At 37.8% G+C, this 17,675-nt stretch carries 24 protein-coding genes and 1 riboswitch; of the genes, 5 read left to right on the top strand and 19 right to left on the bottom strand.

The window, feature by feature from the left end; genetic code table 11:
* Positions 1–139: 139 nt before the first annotated feature.
* Positions 140–937, top strand: a complete 798-nt coding sequence (locus ACOZIR_RS15745; RefSeq protein WP_045292776.1) for a Cof-type HAD-IIB family hydrolase — start codon at positions 140–142, stop codon at positions 935–937.
* A gap of 57 nt (positions 938–994) precedes the next feature.
* Here the strand turns inward: ACOZIR_RS15745 and ACOZIR_RS15740 are convergent, their stop codons facing one another.
* The 5 genes from ACOZIR_RS15740 to ACOZIR_RS15720 all read right to left on the bottom strand — a co-directional run bounded on the left by ACOZIR_RS15740 (position 995) and on the right by ACOZIR_RS15720 (position 4,089).
* Complete coding sequence (locus ACOZIR_RS15740; protein WP_013055999.1) at positions 995–1,201, bottom strand: hypothetical protein; 207 nt, start codon at positions 1,199–1,201, stop codon at positions 995–997.
* Between the two features lie 48 nt (positions 1,202–1,249).
* Positions 1,250–1,513: a hypothetical protein gene (locus ACOZIR_RS15735; RefSeq protein WP_045292778.1), complete on the bottom strand. Its 264-nt coding sequence runs from the start codon at positions 1,511–1,513 to the stop codon at positions 1,250–1,252.
* A gap of 204 nt (positions 1,514–1,717) precedes the next feature.
* Positions 1,718–2,092, bottom strand: a complete 375-nt coding sequence (locus tag ACOZIR_RS15730) for a cytochrome-c oxidase (protein WP_045292779.1) — start codon at positions 2,090–2,092, stop codon at positions 1,718–1,720.
* 171 nt (positions 2,093–2,263) lie between these two features.
* Entirely contained in the window at positions 2,264–3,562 is a 1,299-nt protein-coding gene (locus ACOZIR_RS15725; protein WP_045292780.1) for an NCS2 family permease, read from the bottom strand.
* A 230-nt stretch (positions 3,563–3,792) separates the two neighbouring features.
* Complete coding sequence (locus ACOZIR_RS15720; protein ID WP_045292782.1) at positions 3,793–4,089, bottom strand: hypothetical protein; 297 nt, start codon at positions 4,087–4,089, stop codon at positions 3,793–3,795.
* Between the two features lie 675 nt (positions 4,090–4,764).
* Here ACOZIR_RS15720 and ACOZIR_RS15715 point away from each other — a divergent pair.
* A complete protein-coding gene (locus ACOZIR_RS15715) occupies positions 4,765–5,124 on the top strand; it encodes a YueI family protein (RefSeq protein ID WP_045292784.1) in 360 nt (119 codons plus the stop codon).
* Positions 5,125–5,149: 25 nt separating this feature from the next.
* On the opposite strand, the gene ACOZIR_RS15710 is transcribed toward ACOZIR_RS15715, so the two are convergent.
* From ACOZIR_RS15710 to ACOZIR_RS15695, 4 genes are all read right to left on the bottom strand, one after another.
* Entirely contained in the window at positions 5,150–5,863 is a 714-nt protein-coding gene (locus ACOZIR_RS15710; RefSeq protein WP_045292786.1) for a cell wall hydrolase, read from the bottom strand.
* Between the two features lie 312 nt (positions 5,864–6,175).
* Positions 6,176–6,502 (bottom strand): hypothetical protein, encoded by a 327-nt coding sequence (locus tag ACOZIR_RS15705; RefSeq protein WP_013082248.1) that lies wholly within the window; start codon positions 6,500–6,502, stop codon positions 6,176–6,178.
* 147 nt (positions 6,503–6,649) lie between these two features.
* Entirely contained in the window at positions 6,650–6,844 is a 195-nt protein-coding gene (locus ACOZIR_RS15700; RefSeq protein WP_013055990.1) for a hypothetical protein, read from the bottom strand.
* A 17-nt stretch (positions 6,845–6,861) separates the two neighbouring features.
* On the bottom strand, positions 6,862–7,707 hold the full coding sequence (locus ACOZIR_RS15695; RefSeq protein ID WP_045292788.1) for a patatin-like phospholipase family protein: 846 nt from the start codon (positions 7,705–7,707) through the stop codon (positions 6,862–6,864).
* Between the two features lie 307 nt (positions 7,708–8,014).
* Between ACOZIR_RS15695 and ACOZIR_RS15690 the strand changes: the two genes are divergently transcribed.
* Both ACOZIR_RS15690 and ACOZIR_RS15685 read left to right on the top strand, forming a co-directional pair.
* The gene (locus tag ACOZIR_RS15690; RefSeq protein WP_013055988.1) at positions 8,015–8,200 is read left to right on the top strand and encodes a YkvS family protein; all 186 of its coding nucleotides are present in this window, start codon (positions 8,015–8,017) and stop codon (positions 8,198–8,200) included.
* A 316-nt stretch (positions 8,201–8,516) separates the two neighbouring features.
* The gene (locus tag ACOZIR_RS15685) at positions 8,517–8,744 is read left to right on the top strand and encodes a hypothetical protein (RefSeq protein ID WP_045292790.1); all 228 of its coding nucleotides are present in this window, start codon (positions 8,517–8,519) and stop codon (positions 8,742–8,744) included.
* Between the two features lie 32 nt (positions 8,745–8,776).
* On the opposite strand, the gene ACOZIR_RS15680 is transcribed toward ACOZIR_RS15685, so the two are convergent.
* The 9 genes from ACOZIR_RS15680 to ACOZIR_RS15640 all read right to left on the bottom strand — a co-directional run bounded on the left by ACOZIR_RS15680 (position 8,777) and on the right by ACOZIR_RS15640 (position 16,536).
* Positions 8,777–9,478 carry an NAD(P)H-binding protein gene (locus ACOZIR_RS15680; RefSeq protein ID WP_045292792.1) on the bottom strand — a complete coding sequence of 234 codons (702 nt, stop codon included), beginning with the start codon at positions 9,476–9,478 and terminating at the stop codon, positions 8,777–8,779.
* Positions 9,479–9,546: 68 nt separating this feature from the next.
* On the bottom strand, positions 9,547–10,044 hold the full coding sequence (gene queF, locus ACOZIR_RS15675) for a preQ(1) synthase (protein WP_013055985.1): 498 nt from the start codon (positions 10,042–10,044) through the stop codon (positions 9,547–9,549).
* A 98-nt stretch (positions 10,045–10,142) separates the two neighbouring features.
* Positions 10,143–10,874, bottom strand: a complete 732-nt coding sequence (gene queE / locus ACOZIR_RS15670; RefSeq protein ID WP_080890186.1) for a 7-carboxy-7-deazaguanine synthase QueE — start codon at positions 10,872–10,874, stop codon at positions 10,143–10,145.
* Complete coding sequence (queD, locus tag ACOZIR_RS15665; protein ID WP_045292794.1) at positions 10,867–11,307, bottom strand: 6-carboxytetrahydropterin synthase QueD; 441 nt, start codon at positions 11,305–11,307, stop codon at positions 10,867–10,869. Before queD ends, queE begins: the two co-directional genes overlap by 8 nt.
* Positions 11,307–11,972 (bottom strand): 7-cyano-7-deazaguanine synthase QueC, encoded by a 666-nt coding sequence (gene queC, locus ACOZIR_RS15660; RefSeq protein WP_045292848.1) that lies wholly within the window; start codon positions 11,970–11,972, stop codon positions 11,307–11,309. Before queC ends, queD begins: the two co-directional genes overlap by 1 nt.
* A gap of 229 nt (positions 11,973–12,201) precedes the next feature.
* Positions 12,202–12,245: riboswitch (PreQ1 riboswitch) on the bottom strand.
* 72 nt (positions 12,246–12,317) lie between these two features.
* Positions 12,318–13,439 carry a GerAB/ArcD/ProY family transporter gene (locus tag ACOZIR_RS15655; RefSeq protein WP_328121335.1) on the bottom strand — a complete coding sequence of 374 codons (1,122 nt, stop codon included), beginning with the start codon at positions 13,437–13,439 and terminating at the stop codon, positions 12,318–12,320.
* Positions 13,440–13,465: 26 nt separating this feature from the next.
* Positions 13,466–13,702 carry a hypothetical protein gene (locus ACOZIR_RS15650; RefSeq protein WP_045292798.1) on the bottom strand — a complete coding sequence of 79 codons (237 nt, stop codon included), beginning with the start codon at positions 13,700–13,702 and terminating at the stop codon, positions 13,466–13,468.
* Between the two features lie 11 nt (positions 13,703–13,713).
* A complete protein-coding gene (locus tag ACOZIR_RS15645) occupies positions 13,714–14,913 on the bottom strand; it encodes a Ger(x)C family spore germination protein (RefSeq protein WP_045292800.1) in 1,200 nt (399 codons plus the stop codon).
* 24 nt (positions 14,914–14,937) lie between these two features.
* A complete protein-coding gene (locus tag ACOZIR_RS15640; protein ID WP_045292801.1) occupies positions 14,938–16,536 on the bottom strand; it encodes a spore germination protein in 1,599 nt (532 codons plus the stop codon).
* Positions 16,537–16,743: 207 nt separating this feature from the next.
* Here ACOZIR_RS15640 and ACOZIR_RS15635 point away from each other — a divergent pair, with 207 nt between their 5' ends.
* Entirely contained in the window at positions 16,744–17,463 is a 720-nt protein-coding gene (locus tag ACOZIR_RS15635) for a 3-ketoacyl-ACP reductase (RefSeq protein WP_013082239.1), read from the top strand.
* Between the two features lie 70 nt (positions 17,464–17,533).
* Here ACOZIR_RS15635 and ACOZIR_RS15630 read toward each other — a convergent pair whose 3' ends face one another.
* Entirely contained in the window at positions 17,534–17,659 is a 126-nt protein-coding gene (locus ACOZIR_RS15630; protein ID WP_013082238.1) for a DUF6254 family protein, read from the bottom strand.
* Between the last annotated feature and the right edge of the window lie 16 nt (positions 17,660–17,675).

Genomic DNA, 17,675 nt, shown 5'->3' with positions numbered 1-17,675 from the left:
ATGCTTTAATCTCTTTGAATTCACCGCCGGTTTGAGCTTTTTTTATGAGTTTCTTGGGAAACACTGATAGAATAAGGAATGTAATAAATTGTAACACTCTTATCACAGAAAATTTTTCAAGGAAAGGAATTTTCAAGAAATGATTAAATTATTTGTAAGCGACTTAGATGGCACTCTGTTACACGAAGAAAAATACGTAGAACAGCATAATGCAGACGCACTTAGTGAACTTCAGCGCCAAGGAGTAGAGGTTTGTCTTGCTTCTGGACGAATGGATACGGAAATTTTAAAAATTTCTACCGATATTAATAATACATTCCATCGCATTAGCCAAAACGGAGGATTTGTGTGGACCAAAGAAAATCAAGAACTTCATAGAAAAGTGTTTGAAGATGATTTAGCGGTTCAACTTTATAAAAAAACGATAGATCCTAACCGTATTACGCTTGTCTGTTCAAACGACACCAATTATGTAGAGCAGCGAAATGAAATTATTGAAGCAATTGAAACTCACATGTTTTTCCCTATCGAAGAACAAATTGAAATGACGGATTCATTTGGTCACGCTCTTTCTCCATCTAAAATCACGGTTCTTGGAGATCATGATGAAATGGTAGCTCTGCAAAAAGAAGTGAACGAAGAGTTTGGTGATTATATTGATACATATATTTCTGCCAAGCAGTGTTTGGATATTATGCCTAAACATATCAGCAAAGGAAATGCCATTGAAATTTTATTAAGTCATCTTCAGCTAAAACCAGAGGAAATTGCCTGTGTGGGGGATTCATTTAATGATATTCCTATGTTTCAATTAACGCCGAACAGTTTCGCTATGGCTACAGCTCCTGAAGCTGTTCAGCGCCACGCCTCTGCTGTTGTGTCATCGGTTAGTGAAGCAGCGCGTATTGTTTTAGAAAAAAATAAGCAACCAACCTAAAAAAAGCGGTCAACGTTTAAATTGACCGCTTTTATCTATTTAATAAGAAAACGGTAGTTATTTTTTTCGCAAAGAACGAAAAAATTCACCTAAGCTTTTTTGCTTCCCATCTGCATGCTCTCCGTGATTAACCAAGCTGCTGATTCTTTCTCGTCGAACAACAACCATAATAAGAGTGGCAAAAAAGATAATGGAAACGGCAATGACAACCAGTGCAAGAACGGATGCTACAATAGCTTCAGAAGTCGTTAGTGACGATAGCATCTGCCTCGTACACCTCCATTTCGTTTGTGGCGAAAAGGAGCCTAGCAGTTAGAAATGCAAATAATCTTTTTTCTCAGTTTGATGCATGTTATTATACACCATTTTCATTTTAGAAGCTGTAGCTTTTAAAGACGTAGACGAATCCACATCTTCGGCTAACATAATGTTTACTAAGTCAACCACAGAACGAGACAACAACTCTACATTATTTTGCAACTCTAATTCGTCATAAGTCGTACGGTCTTGAAGACGAAGTCGAATAATTTCATTTGCTAGCTCCCTAACACGCACTAATTGTTGATGTTCTCCCATAGTATCTCCGCCGCAAGAAACTTATAATCAGCCCTTTTATTGGCTTTTATAAGAGCTAGAAATCCCTGCAGCTTACCCCTCCTTATAAAGATGCCTAGCACACCTTTATGTAAATCACACTTTCACTTTGTTTACATGTATATTCGCTATAGCTGGTTCTTTTTCCTTTTGAAATTAGCAGCCATCGTTAACGACTTTCTTCGTTTATCGTTCAGATTTCAGATTTTTAAGGATGTGATATACGAAAATTAAAACGCCAATAGCCGTAAGTGTTGCTCCTACTGCCACTACGGGGGTAAAAGCTTGATTTTCTAGTACGATCATGAAAAATAGACCAATCATCATGACCGGTAATCCTATATTATGCAGCCATACGTGCAGTTTGGCTAATTTACTTTCGCTAAACGCAGGAAACAAATAATAAATAAGTCCGGCTAACGTAAGCGACGTCCATCCTAATAAATTGATGTGCACGTGAACAGGTGTCAAAGCGTAGCTGTGAACAATCGACATATAATACCCCAATATGATGCCAATTCCAAAATAAACGGCTGATATTTTAATTAATTTAATTCCCATCGTTTTCTCCCCTTATATCCCCTCCGACTTCTGTACTACTTTACGCAGGAAACGTCATTTTAGAAGCGGAAGTTAGCCAAAGGACACGAAATACGGAGTATGATATCTAAAAAGAGGATTCTTTACCGCAAACACAAAAAACAGCTGAGCAAAAATACTCAGCTGTCTATTTTAAGCAATATAATGCAGCACAAAATTCAAGAAAAACAACAGCGCGCTTACATACATAAACATCGATACTTCACGCATTTTACCAAGGAATAATTTAAGCAGTGGATACGCAATGAACCCAAATGCAATTCCATCAGCAATGCTGTACGTAAGAGGAATAAGCGCAATAATTAAAAATGCAGGGAAACCTTCTGTTAAGTCCTGTAAATTGATGTTTTTGATATTTTGAATCATCAATGCTCCAATAACAATGAGAATAGGTGCAATAGCACTATCTGGAACCAGCTTGATAAATGGAATAAACAGAAGTGAACTTAAAAATAAAACTCCTGTAATAAGCGATGTTAAACCCGTTCGCCCTCCAGCTGCAATACCAGATGCTCCTTCTACAGAAGACACCGTTGGACTTGTTCCAAACACGCCGCTTAGCAACGCTGAGGCGGCTGTTGCTTGAAAGGCCCGCGGAAATTTGCTATCTTGATTCATCATACCTAGCTGACCGTGCAGCAAACCGATATTTTCAAAAATCAATACCATTGTTAATGAAAAGACAGCTGCCCAAAATGCAACGTCTCCAATAGCCCCAAAAGACAATGTGCCAAAGCTGCTAAAAAAGTCGTTCACGCTCGCAGCGGACTGTCCTTTTTCTGCACCGCTTCTTACACCAAGTAAGAAGGCAAGGACTGATCCAGCAATCATGCTTAACAAAAAGTTACCTTTCACATTTCGGATAAACAGTACGATTGTGATGATTAACGTCAGCAGCGTACTGATAACAAACGGATCTGACAAGTCTCCAAGTGCTACAAAAGTGGTTTCGCTTGGAACTACAAGCTTTCCTTTTTGCAAACCGATAAACGTTAAAAATAAGCCGACACCGACTGTTATCGCTTCTTTTAGCGAATGCGGAATCGAAGAGACAATTTTGGCAGACAGTCGTGAAAAAGCTAATGCTGTAAAAAGAAAGCCGGATATCACTACTGCTAATAACCCTTCTTGCCAAGATAACCCCATTGATTGAACCATCGTATACGTAAACAATGCATTAATCCCCATACCTGGCACCAGAATAAGAGGCGCATTTGCCCAAAAAGCCATAATAACACAGCCTACAAAAGCCGAAGCTACTGTTGCGAATATTCCTGCTTCAAGCGGAATACCGGCATCAGACAAAATGGTTGAATTAACAGCAATAATATACACGATGGAAAGAAATGAAATGACCCCAGCTAAGCTTTCTTTTCCGACAGTTGTTTGGTGGTCGTTTAAACGAAACAACTTTTCAAATAATGCGTTCAATCTAATTTCCTTCTTTTCATCTATCCCTCGCCCACCCAGTGACCAAAAATGCCACCGAAGTTATTATAGCAAAATCAACAATTGTTGCAAGGAAAACTTGTCTCCTTTAGCTTAAGCGTTCATTCCTTATTTAAAACTGTTATCATTTTCTAAACGCAGCGTCTTCCATTCATTCTATATATACCTTGGACTGGACATAATAAAAGAGCGCTTTATCAGCGCTCATTGTTTTAATAATAATAAGGGTAATATGGTGGGTACGGCGGATAATAATATGGTGGTGGATAACCGTAATAACCTGGACCTGCTAATGCACTTCCAAGAACTAATCCTCCAAGAAATGGAGCTCCAAAGCCAAAGCCGAACCCCGGACGGCCGAAGCCAAAACCAGGACGACCGAAACCAAAACCTGGGCGACCGAAACCGAATCCTGGACGACCGAAACCGAATCCTGGACGACCAAAGCCTCCAAAGCCTCCAAAACCACCGAATGGTCTTCTTATGTCATTAATATCAAATTCTTGCATGATACATGCCTCCTCAAATTATATTTCATTCTCTTTATTACATATGTTATTCACCCACTTCTTGCATAGGCAATCGCCTCTTTTTTTGTGATTTCTTAAAAAATATTCCTTTTCTACTACCTCGTTAGGATTAAACAAGCGTACAAACATATATTTTTTAAGGCTTTGAAACATACTACATGTAACTTATGTAAAATAAGAGAGATGAAACGAGGAATGCACCTTTATAATTTGCAGCAGCTGCTGCAATGAGAAATAAACATAATAGGAACGCATAAGAAGAACGCTCAACAAAAATGTTGACCGTTCTTCTTATGAAAATACATAGCGATTTTTTATTAATTTATCTGACCCTTTGCTTGACCGTATATGCCCTAAAGCTATATAATCCCCTTTTTATACAATGCGCTTTGAACATAAAATCATAGGAGCGTCTCCCCAAACGCTGCTATGTATGTATATCTGTAATCGCTTACAAACCTTTAATAAAAAACCGATATGATTTTCTATCTATTTACATTAAACAATATTTCAGGCTAAATTTCAACACATTTTTTGTTTTTCTTTGTACTCAGCAAAAAAACAGGTGATATAGCACAGTGATTTTCCTTTTTTCCTGTCCCTTTTACTTATAGTCATAATCGTTTATAGTTTATAACGAAAGGAAGTGGCGTAATGTCTGATCAACTAGAAGAATACTTAGAACGAGGAATGTACGGAGCAAAGGAAACAAAAAGAGACGAAAGAAGATATTTCTTAACTGCTTTACGTGAGAATATTGAACTTGCACTAAAAAAAGGGCAAGTCATGAAAAAGGATACGGCAAAAATAAAGACTCTTTTAAAAAAAGTGAAAGACGGTCATTTGTTTTTAAATGGCTCCTTGTCTTATTCATACCTCTCCCCTTATATTCAAGCGGCTAACCAACATAAAGTGCCTTTTACCATCGTTCAGAACCTAGAAGCTGATACCGACATTGGTCTAGTTTTAACAGGCTCTGAAGGCAGTCTGGAACGCGATATCTTTTTAGACTAAAAAAAAGAGCCAGAACGGCTCTTTTTTATTTGGCAAATACATGATGATCAATTGTTTTAATTACCGCACGTGAACGAATCCAGTTATCGGTAGCTGTTTTTGGATTATAAAAGTAAATAGAATCGTCTAAACGATCTTTTCTAGTCAACGCTTGTTCTACTGCTTTTTTCGAATCTTCTGAAGCAGGTTTGTTAATTGATCCATTTTGGACCGGTGAAAAAGCGTATGCTTTTCCGACAACCTGTTTAATCACTCCTGTTACCGTATCTGGAAACTTCGGAGAATCTACACGGTTTAACACCACTGTTGCTACTCCTACTTTTCCTTCATACGATTCGCCTTTTGCTTCAGCTTCTACTAAGCGAGCTAATAAATCTTTTTCACTTGCTGAAATCGAAACTGCAGGGGTTTCCTGGTCTGCAGGTTTGGCTTCTGGTTTTGGTTCTGGCTTAGCCGTATTAGCAGGTTCTGCCGTTGAAGGTTCCGTTGTTTCAGCAGCCAGCACTTTTGTCTTACTCGGAATAGCTAATGTTTCACCAATATAAATCATATCTCCTTGACGATTATTTAATTTTTTAATATCGTCAATTGTTACACTATATCTTTTACCTAACTTCCAAAGACTATCGCCTTTGACTACTTTATAATTAGTTGCAGCCGTAGCTGTTGCATTAAAACCTATAAATGAAAGAGTAGCTAAACAAGCTACTACCATTGATTTCATATAACTATGTTTCATAGGTAATACCTCCTGAAATTTCGTATGGTATTACTCTATCATAGCTATATAGGGGTTTCACCGAACGATTCAATTACATTTCTTTAAGTTTGATGAACAAAATTACGTTCGCAACACAAATATGACATTGTACCTTATTTTTTGTCATAATCACGGTAATTTTTCTAAAATGCAGGTATATTTTCCCGCTTTATTTCAGTTTAATCAGAAATTTCTTCATTCGTTTTTCCCTTATAGTTCTTATGATAAACATTTAAATTTATCTACTTTTACACAAAAGAGCTGAATGTTGTAATCAACATTCAGCTCTTTTTAATCTTCGATCTCAATTTCTACAACATCATAGAAATCAATCACTAGCTTAGCACCCGTATCATCCATAAACGTAAAGACGTCTTGATCATCTGATAAATGTATCACGTATCCGGTCAACTGCTGTTCACTGTTGTCGTAAACAGTAGTAATTAGAATTTTTTTATGATCTACATATGCTTCTTCTAATAACGAATGGAGGTCATAGTCCCCGTCATCTTCGGGCCGGTTCGTTAACAGCATCCCATAAGTCGTCATTCCATTTTTATCTTTCCATATATGATCTGCAAAATAAAAAGGTGCTGTACTTTTTCGAAACTCATCCATAATATCCCTCCTATAACTAAACACGTTTATTTGCTCTTACCGTACGTTGCTAAATAAACGCACAAGCACTTGTAACAGTATATTCTCTACTGTACAGGCTCATACATCCATTATATAAGGCATAATCAAATAATGCCATCATTTCGTTTAGCTCCTAGGAATTTCTAGATACGTATAGGTGAAATCGCCACCGCGTCCGGCTATTCCACGAAAATGTTTGAAATCAGGGCGATTTACTAAAAAAGGGCGAAAAGCAAGAAAGTCTTCTTTTTTAACTTTAATTTCGGTTACTTTTCCTTCACTTAACTCATTCAACATATTTATTGCTGTTTGTTCATCCATTCAGTTTCACCTCGTTTTTAACTGCTCAGCCAATTTTGGAGAGATACAAATTGAGCTTCAGCTTCTTTATATCCTTGGTTGTAAAGAGCGTCGAGACGCTCACGATTCTTCTCAATTCGCCCTACTACAAGAGGGGTTTGCGGACGAATCACAAAGATATTCCCCTGTCTTTCCTGCTCTTCAATATATGACAATGTTTCATTATACAATTTATAGCGGTTCTCAAGCGCACGAGTCAGCCCATCATAATGACGATATTTGCGCTTCAATAACCAAAGCATATTTGATTTCTTTTTTCGATATCCTTCGTTTCGCGTTAGCACAACAATATTTTTTCTATATCCATCTTGCACTGCTTTTTTAATTGGAATCGGATCACTGATTCCTCCGTCTAACAGCTCTTTTCCTTTATATGTAACGACAGGTGCTAAAAATGGAAGGGAACTAGAAGCGCGAACCGCTGTCAAAATGTCCCGGTCATACTCATCAAAATAAACGGGTTCTCCTGTTACGCAGTCCGTTGCTCCTACTACAAGCTTCTCTGTACGCTCAGCAAATGCCTCAAAGTCAAATGGAAGAAGCTGATTAGGAATTTCATCAAAAACGAAATCCATGCCAAATATCTCTTTTGTTTTAAAATAATTTTTCCACGACAAGTAGCGAGGATCCTCTAAAAAATCTAAATTAGCTTTGCGACTTCTTCCTATTTGTCTAGATAAATAAGAAGTGGCATGACAAGCGCCGGCTGAAACGCCAATTACATACGGAAGGTATAGATTTCTTTCCATAAAGTAATCTAAAACTCCAGTTGTATAAAGGCCTCTCATACCGCCTCCTTCGAGCACGAGTCCAGTATCTTTCAATTTCTACACCTTCTAATTCTTATAATTTATGACAAGATTATACCTCGTTTATTATAACGAAAGATGAACAAAGATGGAACTGTCCTGCTTCTCTCTTTCGTTAAAGCTACCAATTCCTTTTATTTCAAAGCACATTTTACTTATTTTTTCAATTTTATTTTATGTTTTTTCAAAAAACTCTTTACTAATTCCCAGTTTTAAGGCAAAATTGTAAAAAAGAAAACGCTAACTAGTTTTACTATTTTTAAAATTAAAATTATTTGAAAAATTAATAATGAACTAATTTAAAACAAAGGAGCGATGAATCATGAAAATAGCAGAGGTAGGAAACTTGATAGAATTTAAAAATGGCTTACAGGGCATTGTCGAAAAAGTAAATGAAAACTCGGTGATTGTTGATTTGACTTACATGACAAACTACCGCGATTTAGACTTAGAACAGCGAACTGTTGTTAATCACAAAAACTACACCATTATTAATCCAGCTATGTAAAGGGAAAAAGCAACCGGAACGCAAAAACGGTTGCTTTTTTATTGGTTTTGAAAGAATTGATTCTTTTGTTCTTCTGTAATAATTCCCAGCTTATACATGAGGTAAATATACTGTTGAACCTTAACATCCTTCGAACTTTTTTTCACTGTATTCCCTCTTTTCTAAAATGTTTCTTCATACAATAATATATGGCTAAGATAAAAAAAGTTTCCTTAAAGAAACAAAAACAGGCCCCATTTTTTCTTGAAAGGGTCTTATTTTCGTGTGACAATAAGAACAAGCTACTACTACCTACTTACCGAAAGGAATTATTAGCATGTTTGATACTGTATTGTTTATCGTTGCACTTATTGTCATTCTTTTTTTCATCGTGCAGTTCGTTTTTAAACGCAAGCAAACTTCAAATAAAAAAACATCCGTTGAACCCATGAATTATGCCGAAGAAGATTCTAACTCCTACACAAGCTGGAGTGAATCTGCTGCTAATCACGATCACGATGGTGATGGGGATGGCGATGGGAACGCGGATGCTGACGGAAGATAGAAAAAAGCCTCTTCATATGAAGAGGCTTTTCTTTATTTTGATAACACGCGCTTGCCGTTGGTAAACGAATAATAGCATTCACCTGTATAGATATCTTGGCTTTCATGTACATGAACACCGCATTTATCTTCAAGTGCAGCTTTCATCATGGATTTGGCTACGTTATACGCTTTAATTGGACGATACTTTCTCCACTTTCCTACAAGGCAAAATGAACACGACTTTAACGTGTATCCCCCAAGCTTTTCAAATAGGCGAAACTCTTGGCGCTTACCTAATAATAACGATGGGCGGAAAAAGTGAGTAGAACGGATATATAAGCTTGCGATATCTTCTTCTACTTGCCCCTTTACTTTACTGTAAAAGAATGGCGAACGAAGATCAGCACCAATTGCTGTAATCGTTAAAAAGTTTTTGCAGCGATATTTTTCTGCACATTTAGCCGCTTTTAAAGGAAATTCGTAGTCAACTTTAATGAATTTCGCTTTTGTTTTTGCTTTTTTCATTGTCGTGCCTAAACAGCAATATACATCATCAACTGCAAAGCATTCTTCGTGCTTATCAAGCTCTGAAAAATCAATTTCGAGCTGACGTAGCTTTGTGTGTTCGATTGGTAGCTTTTTTCGAACAAACACTGTCACATCGTTATATAAGCTGTTGCTTAATAACATTTTTAAAAGTTCTTGACCAACAAGTCCGCTTGCACCTAATACTAATGCTGATCTCTGTGACATTCTTTCACCTTCTCATCTGTTGTTTTTGCAATGGAAAACAGGTTGCATACACAACCTGTTTGTTCGAATTAACGATTATCAATTGTTTCTGGGTATAAATCATGATTCATTAGGCGATAATTAGCCATTTCTTCATATTTCGTACCAGGGCGGCCATAGTTTGTATATGGATCAATTGAAATTCCGCCGCGTGGTGTGAATTTTCCCCATACTTCAATATACCTTGGATTCATCAGTTTAATTAAGTCATTCATAATAATATTCATACAGTCTTCATGGAAATCTCCATGGTTACGGAAGCTGAACAAATAAAGCTTTAACGACTTGCTTTCCACCATTTTTTCATCTGGAATGTAACTAATATAAATGGTTGCGAAATCCGGCTGACCCGTTTTTGGACATAAGCTCGTAAATTCCGGACAGTTGAATTTCACAAAATAATCACGATTTGGATGTTTGTTATCAAATGCTTCTAGAATCTCTGGTGAATATTCAAACAAATAGTTTGTTCCTTGATTTCCAAGGAGTGATACACCTTCTAATTCTTCATCTTTTCGACCGCTCATTTGCATTTCCTCTCTTTCTACGATTGTCATTCTAACAGCGTTTTTTTATTTTGTATATATCTGTTTTTATTTTTCTTTGTAAATTTTTTGCTATGCGCTTACACGCCTCGTTTATTTCCCCAAACCAGGGCATGAACCTGCGGCAGAACTCTTACATCGTTCATGTTTTTAGCTGCCACTGCCTTGTCGATTAACCACTCATACTTTTTAAGCAATTCTTGTGTTAAAGACGCATTATCGATTGTCGTTAAGTCCTCGTTGCCTACTTGAACAAAAAATGGAACCTCAGGATAACGTTCATGAACAGATGCTGCATACTCAAAGTCCTCATCATTAAATATAACGACTTTTATGCTTATGTGCCCCATGCGTTTTTCCTTTATTAATGTCTCTATAATATCGTCTAATACGGAGAAATTTGTTTTCATTAATGAGCTTGGAGGCTTAGGAGAAATCGTTAAATCATCGATCTTTAGGAACCAATCCTGATAACGGCTTCCCTGAGTTTCAAGTGCTGCTTTTACCCCATGACTGTGCAAAAGCTCTACAAGTGAACCAATTGCCTTGATAAGCGCAGGGTTTCCCCCAGAAATGGTGACGTGATCAAAGCACTCTCCTCCAATTTCTTTTAGCTCCATCCAAATTTGTTCTGCTGTTAGCTGACGAATATCGTTTTTAGCTGATCCATCCCATGTAAAAGCTGAATCACACCAGCTGCAGGAATAATCACAGCCTGCGGTACGAACAAACATCGTCTTACGTCCTACAACCATTCCTTCCCCTTGAATCGTTGGTCCGAATATTTCAAGTACTGGAATTGTATTAGCCACGTTTTTTCACCTTCTTTGGGCGGTAAACTACGTAACTTGTCGGCGTTTCCCGCACGAATACTTGTACGCAAGAAGGCTTATTTGGTAGTGTGTCTAGATATTCTTGAACCAACTCATAAATTTTACGAGCAACAACTTCAGTTGTAGGAAAATCATTTGGATTTTCTTCGTTAAAGATAGAATGATCGTTCAATAATGTATGGTCAAATTGACCAGAAACAATTTTTTTCAATAGCGCAAAGTTTACTAAAAAACCCGCTTCGTCTAATGTATCTCCGGCAACAGTTAGATTTACAAAATACGTATGTCCATGGACTTGACGGCATTTTCCTGCTTCTGGGTGAGGAACAAAATGTGCCGCAGCAAACTGCATATCTTTGTTCAGTTCATATTCATAGTCATGAAATACTTGAGGATACATTTGTTGCAGCATTATTTCTCTCCTCCTTCTTTTGTTTGCAAGTATTGATCTAACCCGCGTTTTCGCAATTGACATGCGGGACATTCGCCGCATCCATCAGCAACAATACCGTTGTAGCACGTTAACGTTTTTTCGCGCACATACTCAAGCGCCCCTAACTCATCAGCTAAAGCCCACGTTTCTGCTTTATCAATCCACATGAGCGGTGTATGAATCACAAACTCAAAGTCCATTGATAAGTTAAGCGTAACGTTTAACGATTTCACAAATACATCTCGGCAGTCTGGATATCCTGAAAAATCAGTTTCACAAACGCCTGTTACGATATGGCGGCCTCCGCTGTTCTTAGCCAGTACGGCTGCAAATGACAAAAATAACAGATTGCGGCCATCCACAAACGTGGTAGGCAATTCTCCTTCTTTTTGCTCGATAGCAATATCATCTCGCGTTAATGCATTTGGTGCTAATTGATTTAAAAGTGACATATCTAATACGGTATGCTTCACACCCAAATCAGCTGCAATAGCCTTTGCTACCTCTATTTCTTGACTATGACGCTGACCGTATTGAAAAGTAACCGTTTCTACTTCTTTAAAGTTTTTTAAAGCCCAAAATAAACATGTTGTACTATCTTGACCCCCGCTAAATACAACAATAGCTTTTTCATTTTTCATCATCATTGTTCGTCTCCTTTTTGATTGAAATCAAAAGAAGAAGAAACTTTATTGAACCGTTCGTTCCCTTTGTGACTAATTTATAACACAAAAAAGAGACTGCTCTTTTCCAGCAATCTCCCTAAAAAGCAACTAAGATACACGTCCTCGCCAACATACACGTCAAAAAGACGTATTTGTAGAAAAGCACGCGAAAGAAGACACGCTAAAACCGTGTCTTTTGTCATCAACGATGATCTTAGTTTTTTATAGAGGGAGTTTTCGAACCTCTCCCGTACATATACAATCGTGTACGGCGTTTCTTCTTGAATTGTCATCGTATACTATACCACATGCGTATAAATAATGCTATGTTTGTTGGTTTTTATCGCCTTTGGCTGCCTTATTTTTCTTTATATAAGAAAGAGCAATAAATAATAAGGGAAAACAGAGGCTTAGTACGAATAAATAAAACGGCCAGTAATATTTTTCAAAATAATTAAAGTATGCTGTATTCGGAATAATATAATACGCTACGCCTGTAATAATTAGGCCTAAAGGAAAGCTTAAAAAATTACGCACTCGTAAATTACACAATTGGACGATACTTAACTGAATAGCATAGAACACAATGACAACTTTAAAAAAGATAGATAACATCCAAATAATAGCTACTAATACTTCAACATGCTGAATTGTGGCACCTAACGAAATCATTTTTCCTAATAAATAAACTGGGTAGCTGTGCATCGATGCAATATTCGCGCCAAGCGCTAATATACAAGCCGCAACTGCAATTATAATCGTCAAGCCTGATGCGACAGTGCCCATTACAAACATTCTTTTCACCTTTTTCCCATCTTTTATATGAGGCGTAATCATTAGAACGAAAACTAACTCCATAAATGGATTTCCTAAAAAATAAGTGGTTCCTAACACTAAATCAGCCATGCGGAATTCAAACAAAGGATAAAGACGATCTATTTTCATCTGAGGAATATTTAAAACAATTAACAATAAAAACGGCACAATAATCCACGGCAAAAAGATTTCCGCCGTTCTCGCTATCACTTCAATACCTAGATAGCCTCCGTATATGACAGCTAATAGAACAAGAGCGTGAATCCACGTAGGAAGCGTTTCAGGAACAATTTGAGTCGTCATAAACGTACTGATATCTCGAAGCGAGAATGTAGATTGGATGAACATAAAGAAAATGTAGATAAGAGAAATACAAGTTCCGGCATAAGGACCTAGCGCCTTTTTAGCTATTTGAATGAATGTTTGCTGAGGGTAACGCTGAATCAGCCATAAAAGCACCGCAACAATTAAAAGTGCAAAGCCCATAGTAAGCACACCGCAAAACCACGCATTTTGTCTATTGGTTTCTAATAACGTAGCAGGAACTGCCAAAATAGCGCTTCCGATACAAAAAACATAAATTAGAAAAAGAAATTGTTTTGGACTAATAAATTCTTTTATTTGCATCATACGCACCTTCTCTCTTACATGCTTGCTCACGGGAAAAACAGATGATGAACAGTTTTAGTAAGAGGCTTAATTAAGGCCTCTAAAAAGTACAGAGGCGTAGGAACTTCTTTACGAAGGGTAATCGCTCCCCAAAAGAATAGACCCAAGCCTATGAGGCAAAAATAGACGACTATTTCACGGTAATACTTTTTCTTTCGGAAATTGATGATGATTTTTTTAGTCAAATAAGCAAGCAGTACAAGTAAGGCGATAAATCCCTCCATTTTCTTTCTCCTTAATGCTTCATTTGCTTCATATATGAGTTATTTAACGTGCCTAAGCGGCGGATTTGAACTTTTGCATCTAAATCGACGGTTAAATCTTCTGCATAAATTCTGTTCCAGTCTCTTTTCATTTTGTACCATCTCTTTACATCCTGTCTGTAAAATGCTTCGCCAAAACCAAAGATATCGCTTTTGTAGGTTTTTTGAGCTTTTTCCACCGCATCATTCATTTTTTCTTTTACGTCTGCTGCTGTTTTTCGTTCCAGCATATTGATTACAGCCGGGTCCTGTAAATTCACTTGACACTCTACATCAGCTACGTTCGCTTCACCTTTTAAATTAACGTGAATATGAGGTTTATGGTTTTTCATAGTAGCTGTCACCTTCACATTCGTTCGGAGCATCTCTACTCCGACGATATCGTGCTGTTTTTCTTTCTTTTCACATGGAATAACAATTAATGTACTTTTTACATTTCCTGTAATATAGTTATATCCTTTACTTTCATCTTCATTGAACCAGCCGAGAAGCTTATCATTTTGAAAGACACCTAACCCTTTGAAATTGAGCAAGGTGGAAAGATTAGTGCGGGAAATGTTGGACATATCTCCTGCCTTTTTCACGTCGCCTTTCACCAATACTCCTGATAACACCGCCTGCTTTCCTTCACTCGTTAAGTTACTGATTAGTTCATTTAACTTCACTCCTCTAGTAGGTGCCCAAATACGCTGTGACACATCTAATGAGGCAAACATATGATTAGCCGGTATTTTTTCGATTGTTGTCAATACGTTCAGCACGCTCGATGCTTTCGTGTTTTTAGCAACAACAACAAAATAATCGGTACGCACTTCATGATCCCGAGCAAAGAAATCAAGAACTTCAGCGATACCGTCTTTCGCCATGCTTTCGCTAATGACTAGCATTCGTAAATGAGAAAGATAAATTTTCCGCGGGGATTTTGTCGTTATTTTTCTTAACCCTTCCATTACAGACGAAGCCTTAATAGAGAATGTGGTAACAGAAGGCCCGTTTGTAGGGGTTTTGGCTTGAATATCACCAGGGTTAATCAGCTGAACTGTAACAATAATGCCATCTTCTGCTTTATCAATTCCGACAGCAACCGTAATGGCTAGCTCATTCAACTCTCGACTGCTCCAGCAGCCGCTTAACAGCAATGAACAGATACATAACATCAGAAATGCTTTCATAGTAACCGGCCGCCTTTGCACAGTTTAGTTTTTTTGCGTCTTTTGACGTGAAATATTCTTCTCGTTAATAAGCTTTGGCCTTGTTTTCATTTTTTTGATCGAACGTCTAATTAGAACATCCTTTTGGTCACGCTTCACAAAGGGAGCCATAGGTGTCATATAAGGGACTCCAAATGACCTTAAGCTGCATAAATGTAAAATCATTAAAATTAGCCCCAGGATAATACCGAACAAGCCAAAAGTAGCTGCTAAAACCATTAAAATAAAGCGCAGCATCCTTACTGCAATGGCCATATCATACACCGGTGAAACAAAGTTACTAATAGCGGTGATGGATACAACGATAACCATTGCAGGCGATACTAATCCCGCTTGTACGGCGGCTTCTCCTAAAACGAGTGCTCCGACAATCGAAATAGCTGAACCTACTGCTCGGGGCAATCGGACTCCCGCTTCTCGCAAAATTTCAAACGTGATTTCCATAATAAACGCTTCAATAATAGCAGGAAAAGGGACACCTTCCCTTTGAGCTGCAATACTAATTAACAAAGCAAAAGGAAGCATCTCTTGATGAAAAGTAGTTAAAGCAATATAAGCAGAAGGTGTTAAAAGGGCTAAGAAAAATGCCATGTAGCGCATTAAGCGAATCAATGTACTAATATCTGCGCGCTGGTAATAATCTTCGGCCGCTTGAAAAAATTGAATAAATAGGGCAGGAACCATTAATACAAAAGGTGTACCGTCTACTAAAATGGCTATTCGCCCCTCTAAAAGACCTGCTGCCACGGAGTCTGGACGTTCCGTGTTATGCATAGTAGGAAAAGGTGTATAATCTTCATCTTGAATCAACTCTTCGATGTATCCGCTCTCTAAAATACCGTCTATATCAATTTTAGAAAGACGCGCCTTTACCTCTTGAATGACCTGTTCATCCGCAATGCCGTCTATGTAAACGAGCGCAATATCCGTTTTTGTAAACTCTCCTATTTGCTGAGATTCAATCCAAAGTTTTGGAGATTTTATTCGGCGCCGAATCAATGCAGTATTCGTTCGCAGTGTTTCTGTGAAACTGTCTCGAGGTCCTCTTACAACGGTCTGAGATTGTGGTTCAGAAACAGCCCTGTCTCTCCACCCTCTTGTACTTGCTACAATACACGTTTGATACCCTTCTAAAAACAGCACCGTATCTCCTGATAAAACACGAAGAAGAGCATCATCCAATGTCTTTGCTTCCATGATTTCACCTGCTGCCAAACTATAGCTTTTAATCAATTCGTACATATTAACGATGCCATCATCATGTGTTAAATGTTCATCTTGATAGTGCATAATGGAGTCCAGCGCATAGTGTTCAACTTCGTCTTTATTTACTAATCCGTCGATGTAAGCAACACCTAAAGTGAATTTTTCTTCAATCGAAATTCGAAACTCTCGTACCACTAAGTCCGTACTCTGTCCCAGTGCTTTTTTCATGCTGGATAAATTATCTCCCACCCTCTCCGATAATTTCTGCTCTTCATGTGTAGAAGAAGCACTAGTTTTCTTAGAGTCCTTCGATTCATCAGCTTTTTCTTTCCGCTGTTTGGATTTATTCGTTAACTCAGATAGTTTTTTTATACGCATTGCTCATCCTCCACTACATTGAACGAAAAGAAACGGAATTTCTTCTTTTTAGTCTATATAGTTTTTGTATGAAAAGGAAATTTATACTTGAAGCCATTTTGATAATCTTTATTTTTGACATCATTTGTGCATTTCTATAGGATAGTAATGGATAATTCTTTGTTATTATGAAGAATGTTTATGCGGAACATTGAAAGGAGTCTATATATGGCACAATCACTTAAAGGCAAAGTAGCTCTTATTACAGGAGCAGGAAAAGGCATCGGTCGTTCAACTGCGATTGAATTAGCAAAAGAAGGCGTAAATATCGGTTTAATTGCTCGAACAGAGGCGGATTTAAAGGCTGTTGCTTCTGAACTAGAAGCATTTGATGTACAAGTTGCTTACGCAACAGCAGACGTTTCTTCTATGGAAGAAGTAAACGCAGCAGTTGAGCATCTACATACAAAATTAGGGGCAACGGATATCTTAATTAACAACGCGGGAATCGGTAAATTCGGAAGCTTTTTAGAGCTAGACCCAGCTGAGTGGAAACAAATCATTGATGTGAATTTAATGGGCGTTTACTACGTAACGCGCGCTGTTCTACCTCAATTAATCGAAAAGAATGGTGGAGACATCATCAATATCTCATCCACTGCTGGTCAAAAAGGCGCTCCCGTTACAAGTGCTTACAGCGCTTCAAAATTTGGCGTGCTCGGCTTAACTGAATCTCTAGCGCTAGAGGTGCGCAAACACAATATTCGTGTAACAGCCCTAACACCAAGTACAGTAGCAACGGAATTAGCATATAAAGAAAACTTAACAGATGGCAATCCTGATAAAGTGATGCAGCCTGAAGACCTAGCAGAAATTATGGTAGCACAATTAAAACTGCATCCGCGTATTTTTATCAAATCTGCGGGCATGTGGTCTACAAATCCGTAAACAAACATAGAAAAAGGAGAGCTTCAGCTCTCCTTTTTTGTGTCTTCCTTTATATTATATGGTGGTTACCTTATTTGCGCTTAGGTGTGATTTCTTCTGATAGTTCTTCAAAAGATTTTACTTTTCCATGCGATGGGTTTTGTGATTGTTTTCGCACGTTCCACTGACGCTCTTTTTGACTTTTAGACTGAGTCATTTTGCTTCATCCCCTT

It is taken from the genome of Priestia sp. D3YE.R1, assembly GCF_049199565.1.
Lineage (GTDB): Bacteria > Bacillota > Bacilli > Bacillales > Bacillaceae_H > Priestia > Priestia aryabhattai.
Note: the sequence above shows the minus strand (reverse complement) of the source record. Positions and strands in the feature narration are given on the sequence as shown.

Excerpts from the sequence above, each read along its gene's own strand:
- queF (WP_013055985.1), bottom strand. The coding sequence starts at position 10,044 with ATGAGCGGTCGAAAAGATGAAGAATTAGAAGGTGTATCACTCCTTGGA.
- ACOZIR_RS15720 (WP_045292782.1), bottom strand. The coding sequence starts at position 4,089 with ATGCAAGAATTTGATATTAATGACATAAGAAGACCATTCGGTGGTTTT.
- ACOZIR_RS15690 (WP_013055988.1), top strand. The coding sequence starts at position 8,015 with ATGAAAATAGCAGAGGTAGGAAACTTGATAGAATTTAAAAATGGCTTA.
- queC (WP_045292848.1), bottom strand. The coding sequence starts at position 11,972 with ATGATGAAAAATGAAAAAGCTATTGTTGTATTTAGCGGGGGTCAAGAT.
- ACOZIR_RS15745 (WP_045292776.1), top strand. The coding sequence starts at position 140 with ATGATTAAATTATTTGTAAGCGACTTAGATGGCACTCTGTTACACGAA.
- ACOZIR_RS15680 (WP_045292792.1), bottom strand. The coding sequence starts at position 9,478 with ATGTCACAGAGATCAGCATTAGTATTAGGTGCAAGCGGACTTGTTGGT.
- ACOZIR_RS15735 (WP_045292778.1), bottom strand. The coding sequence starts at position 1,513 with ATGGGAGAACATCAACAATTAGTGCGTGTTAGGGAGCTAGCAAATGAA.
- ACOZIR_RS15650 (WP_045292798.1), bottom strand. The coding sequence starts at position 13,702 with ATGGAGGGATTTATCGCCTTACTTGTACTGCTTGCTTATTTGACTAAA.
- ACOZIR_RS15655 (WP_328121335.1), bottom strand. The coding sequence starts at position 13,439 with ATGATGCAAATAAAAGAATTTATTAGTCCAAAACAATTTCTTTTTCTA.
- ACOZIR_RS15710 (WP_045292786.1), bottom strand. The coding sequence starts at position 5,863 with ATGAAACATAGTTATATGAAATCAATGGTAGTAGCTTGTTTAGCTACT.
- ACOZIR_RS15740 (WP_013055999.1), bottom strand. The coding sequence starts at position 1,201 with ATGCTATCGTCACTAACGACTTCTGAAGCTATTGTAGCATCCGTTCTT.
- ACOZIR_RS15700 (WP_013055990.1), bottom strand. The coding sequence starts at position 6,844 with ATGGATGAACAAACAGCAATAAATATGTTGAATGAGTTAAGTGAAGGA.
- ACOZIR_RS15645 (WP_045292800.1), bottom strand. The coding sequence starts at position 14,913 with ATGAAAGCATTTCTGATGTTATGTATCTGTTCATTGCTGTTAAGCGGC.
- ACOZIR_RS15705 (WP_013082248.1), bottom strand. The coding sequence starts at position 6,502 with ATGGATGAGTTTCGAAAAAGTACAGCACCTTTTTATTTTGCAGATCAT.
- ACOZIR_RS15640 (WP_045292801.1), bottom strand. The coding sequence starts at position 16,536 with ATGCGTATAAAAAAACTATCTGAGTTAACGAATAAATCCAAACAGCGG.
- ACOZIR_RS15635 (WP_013082239.1), top strand. The coding sequence starts at position 16,744 with ATGGCACAATCACTTAAAGGCAAAGTAGCTCTTATTACAGGAGCAGGA.
- ACOZIR_RS15685 (WP_045292790.1), top strand. The coding sequence starts at position 8,517 with ATGTTTGATACTGTATTGTTTATCGTTGCACTTATTGTCATTCTTTTT.
- ACOZIR_RS15630 (WP_013082238.1), bottom strand. The coding sequence starts at position 17,659 with ATGACTCAGTCTAAAAGTCAAAAAGAGCGTCAGTGGAACGTGCGAAAA.
- ACOZIR_RS15715 (WP_045292784.1), top strand. The coding sequence starts at position 4,765 with ATGTCTGATCAACTAGAAGAATACTTAGAACGAGGAATGTACGGAGCA.
- ACOZIR_RS15730 (WP_045292779.1), bottom strand. The coding sequence starts at position 2,092 with ATGGGAATTAAATTAATTAAAATATCAGCCGTTTATTTTGGAATTGGC.
- queD (WP_045292794.1), bottom strand. The coding sequence starts at position 11,307 with ATGCTGCAACAAATGTATCCTCAAGTATTTCATGACTATGAATATGAA.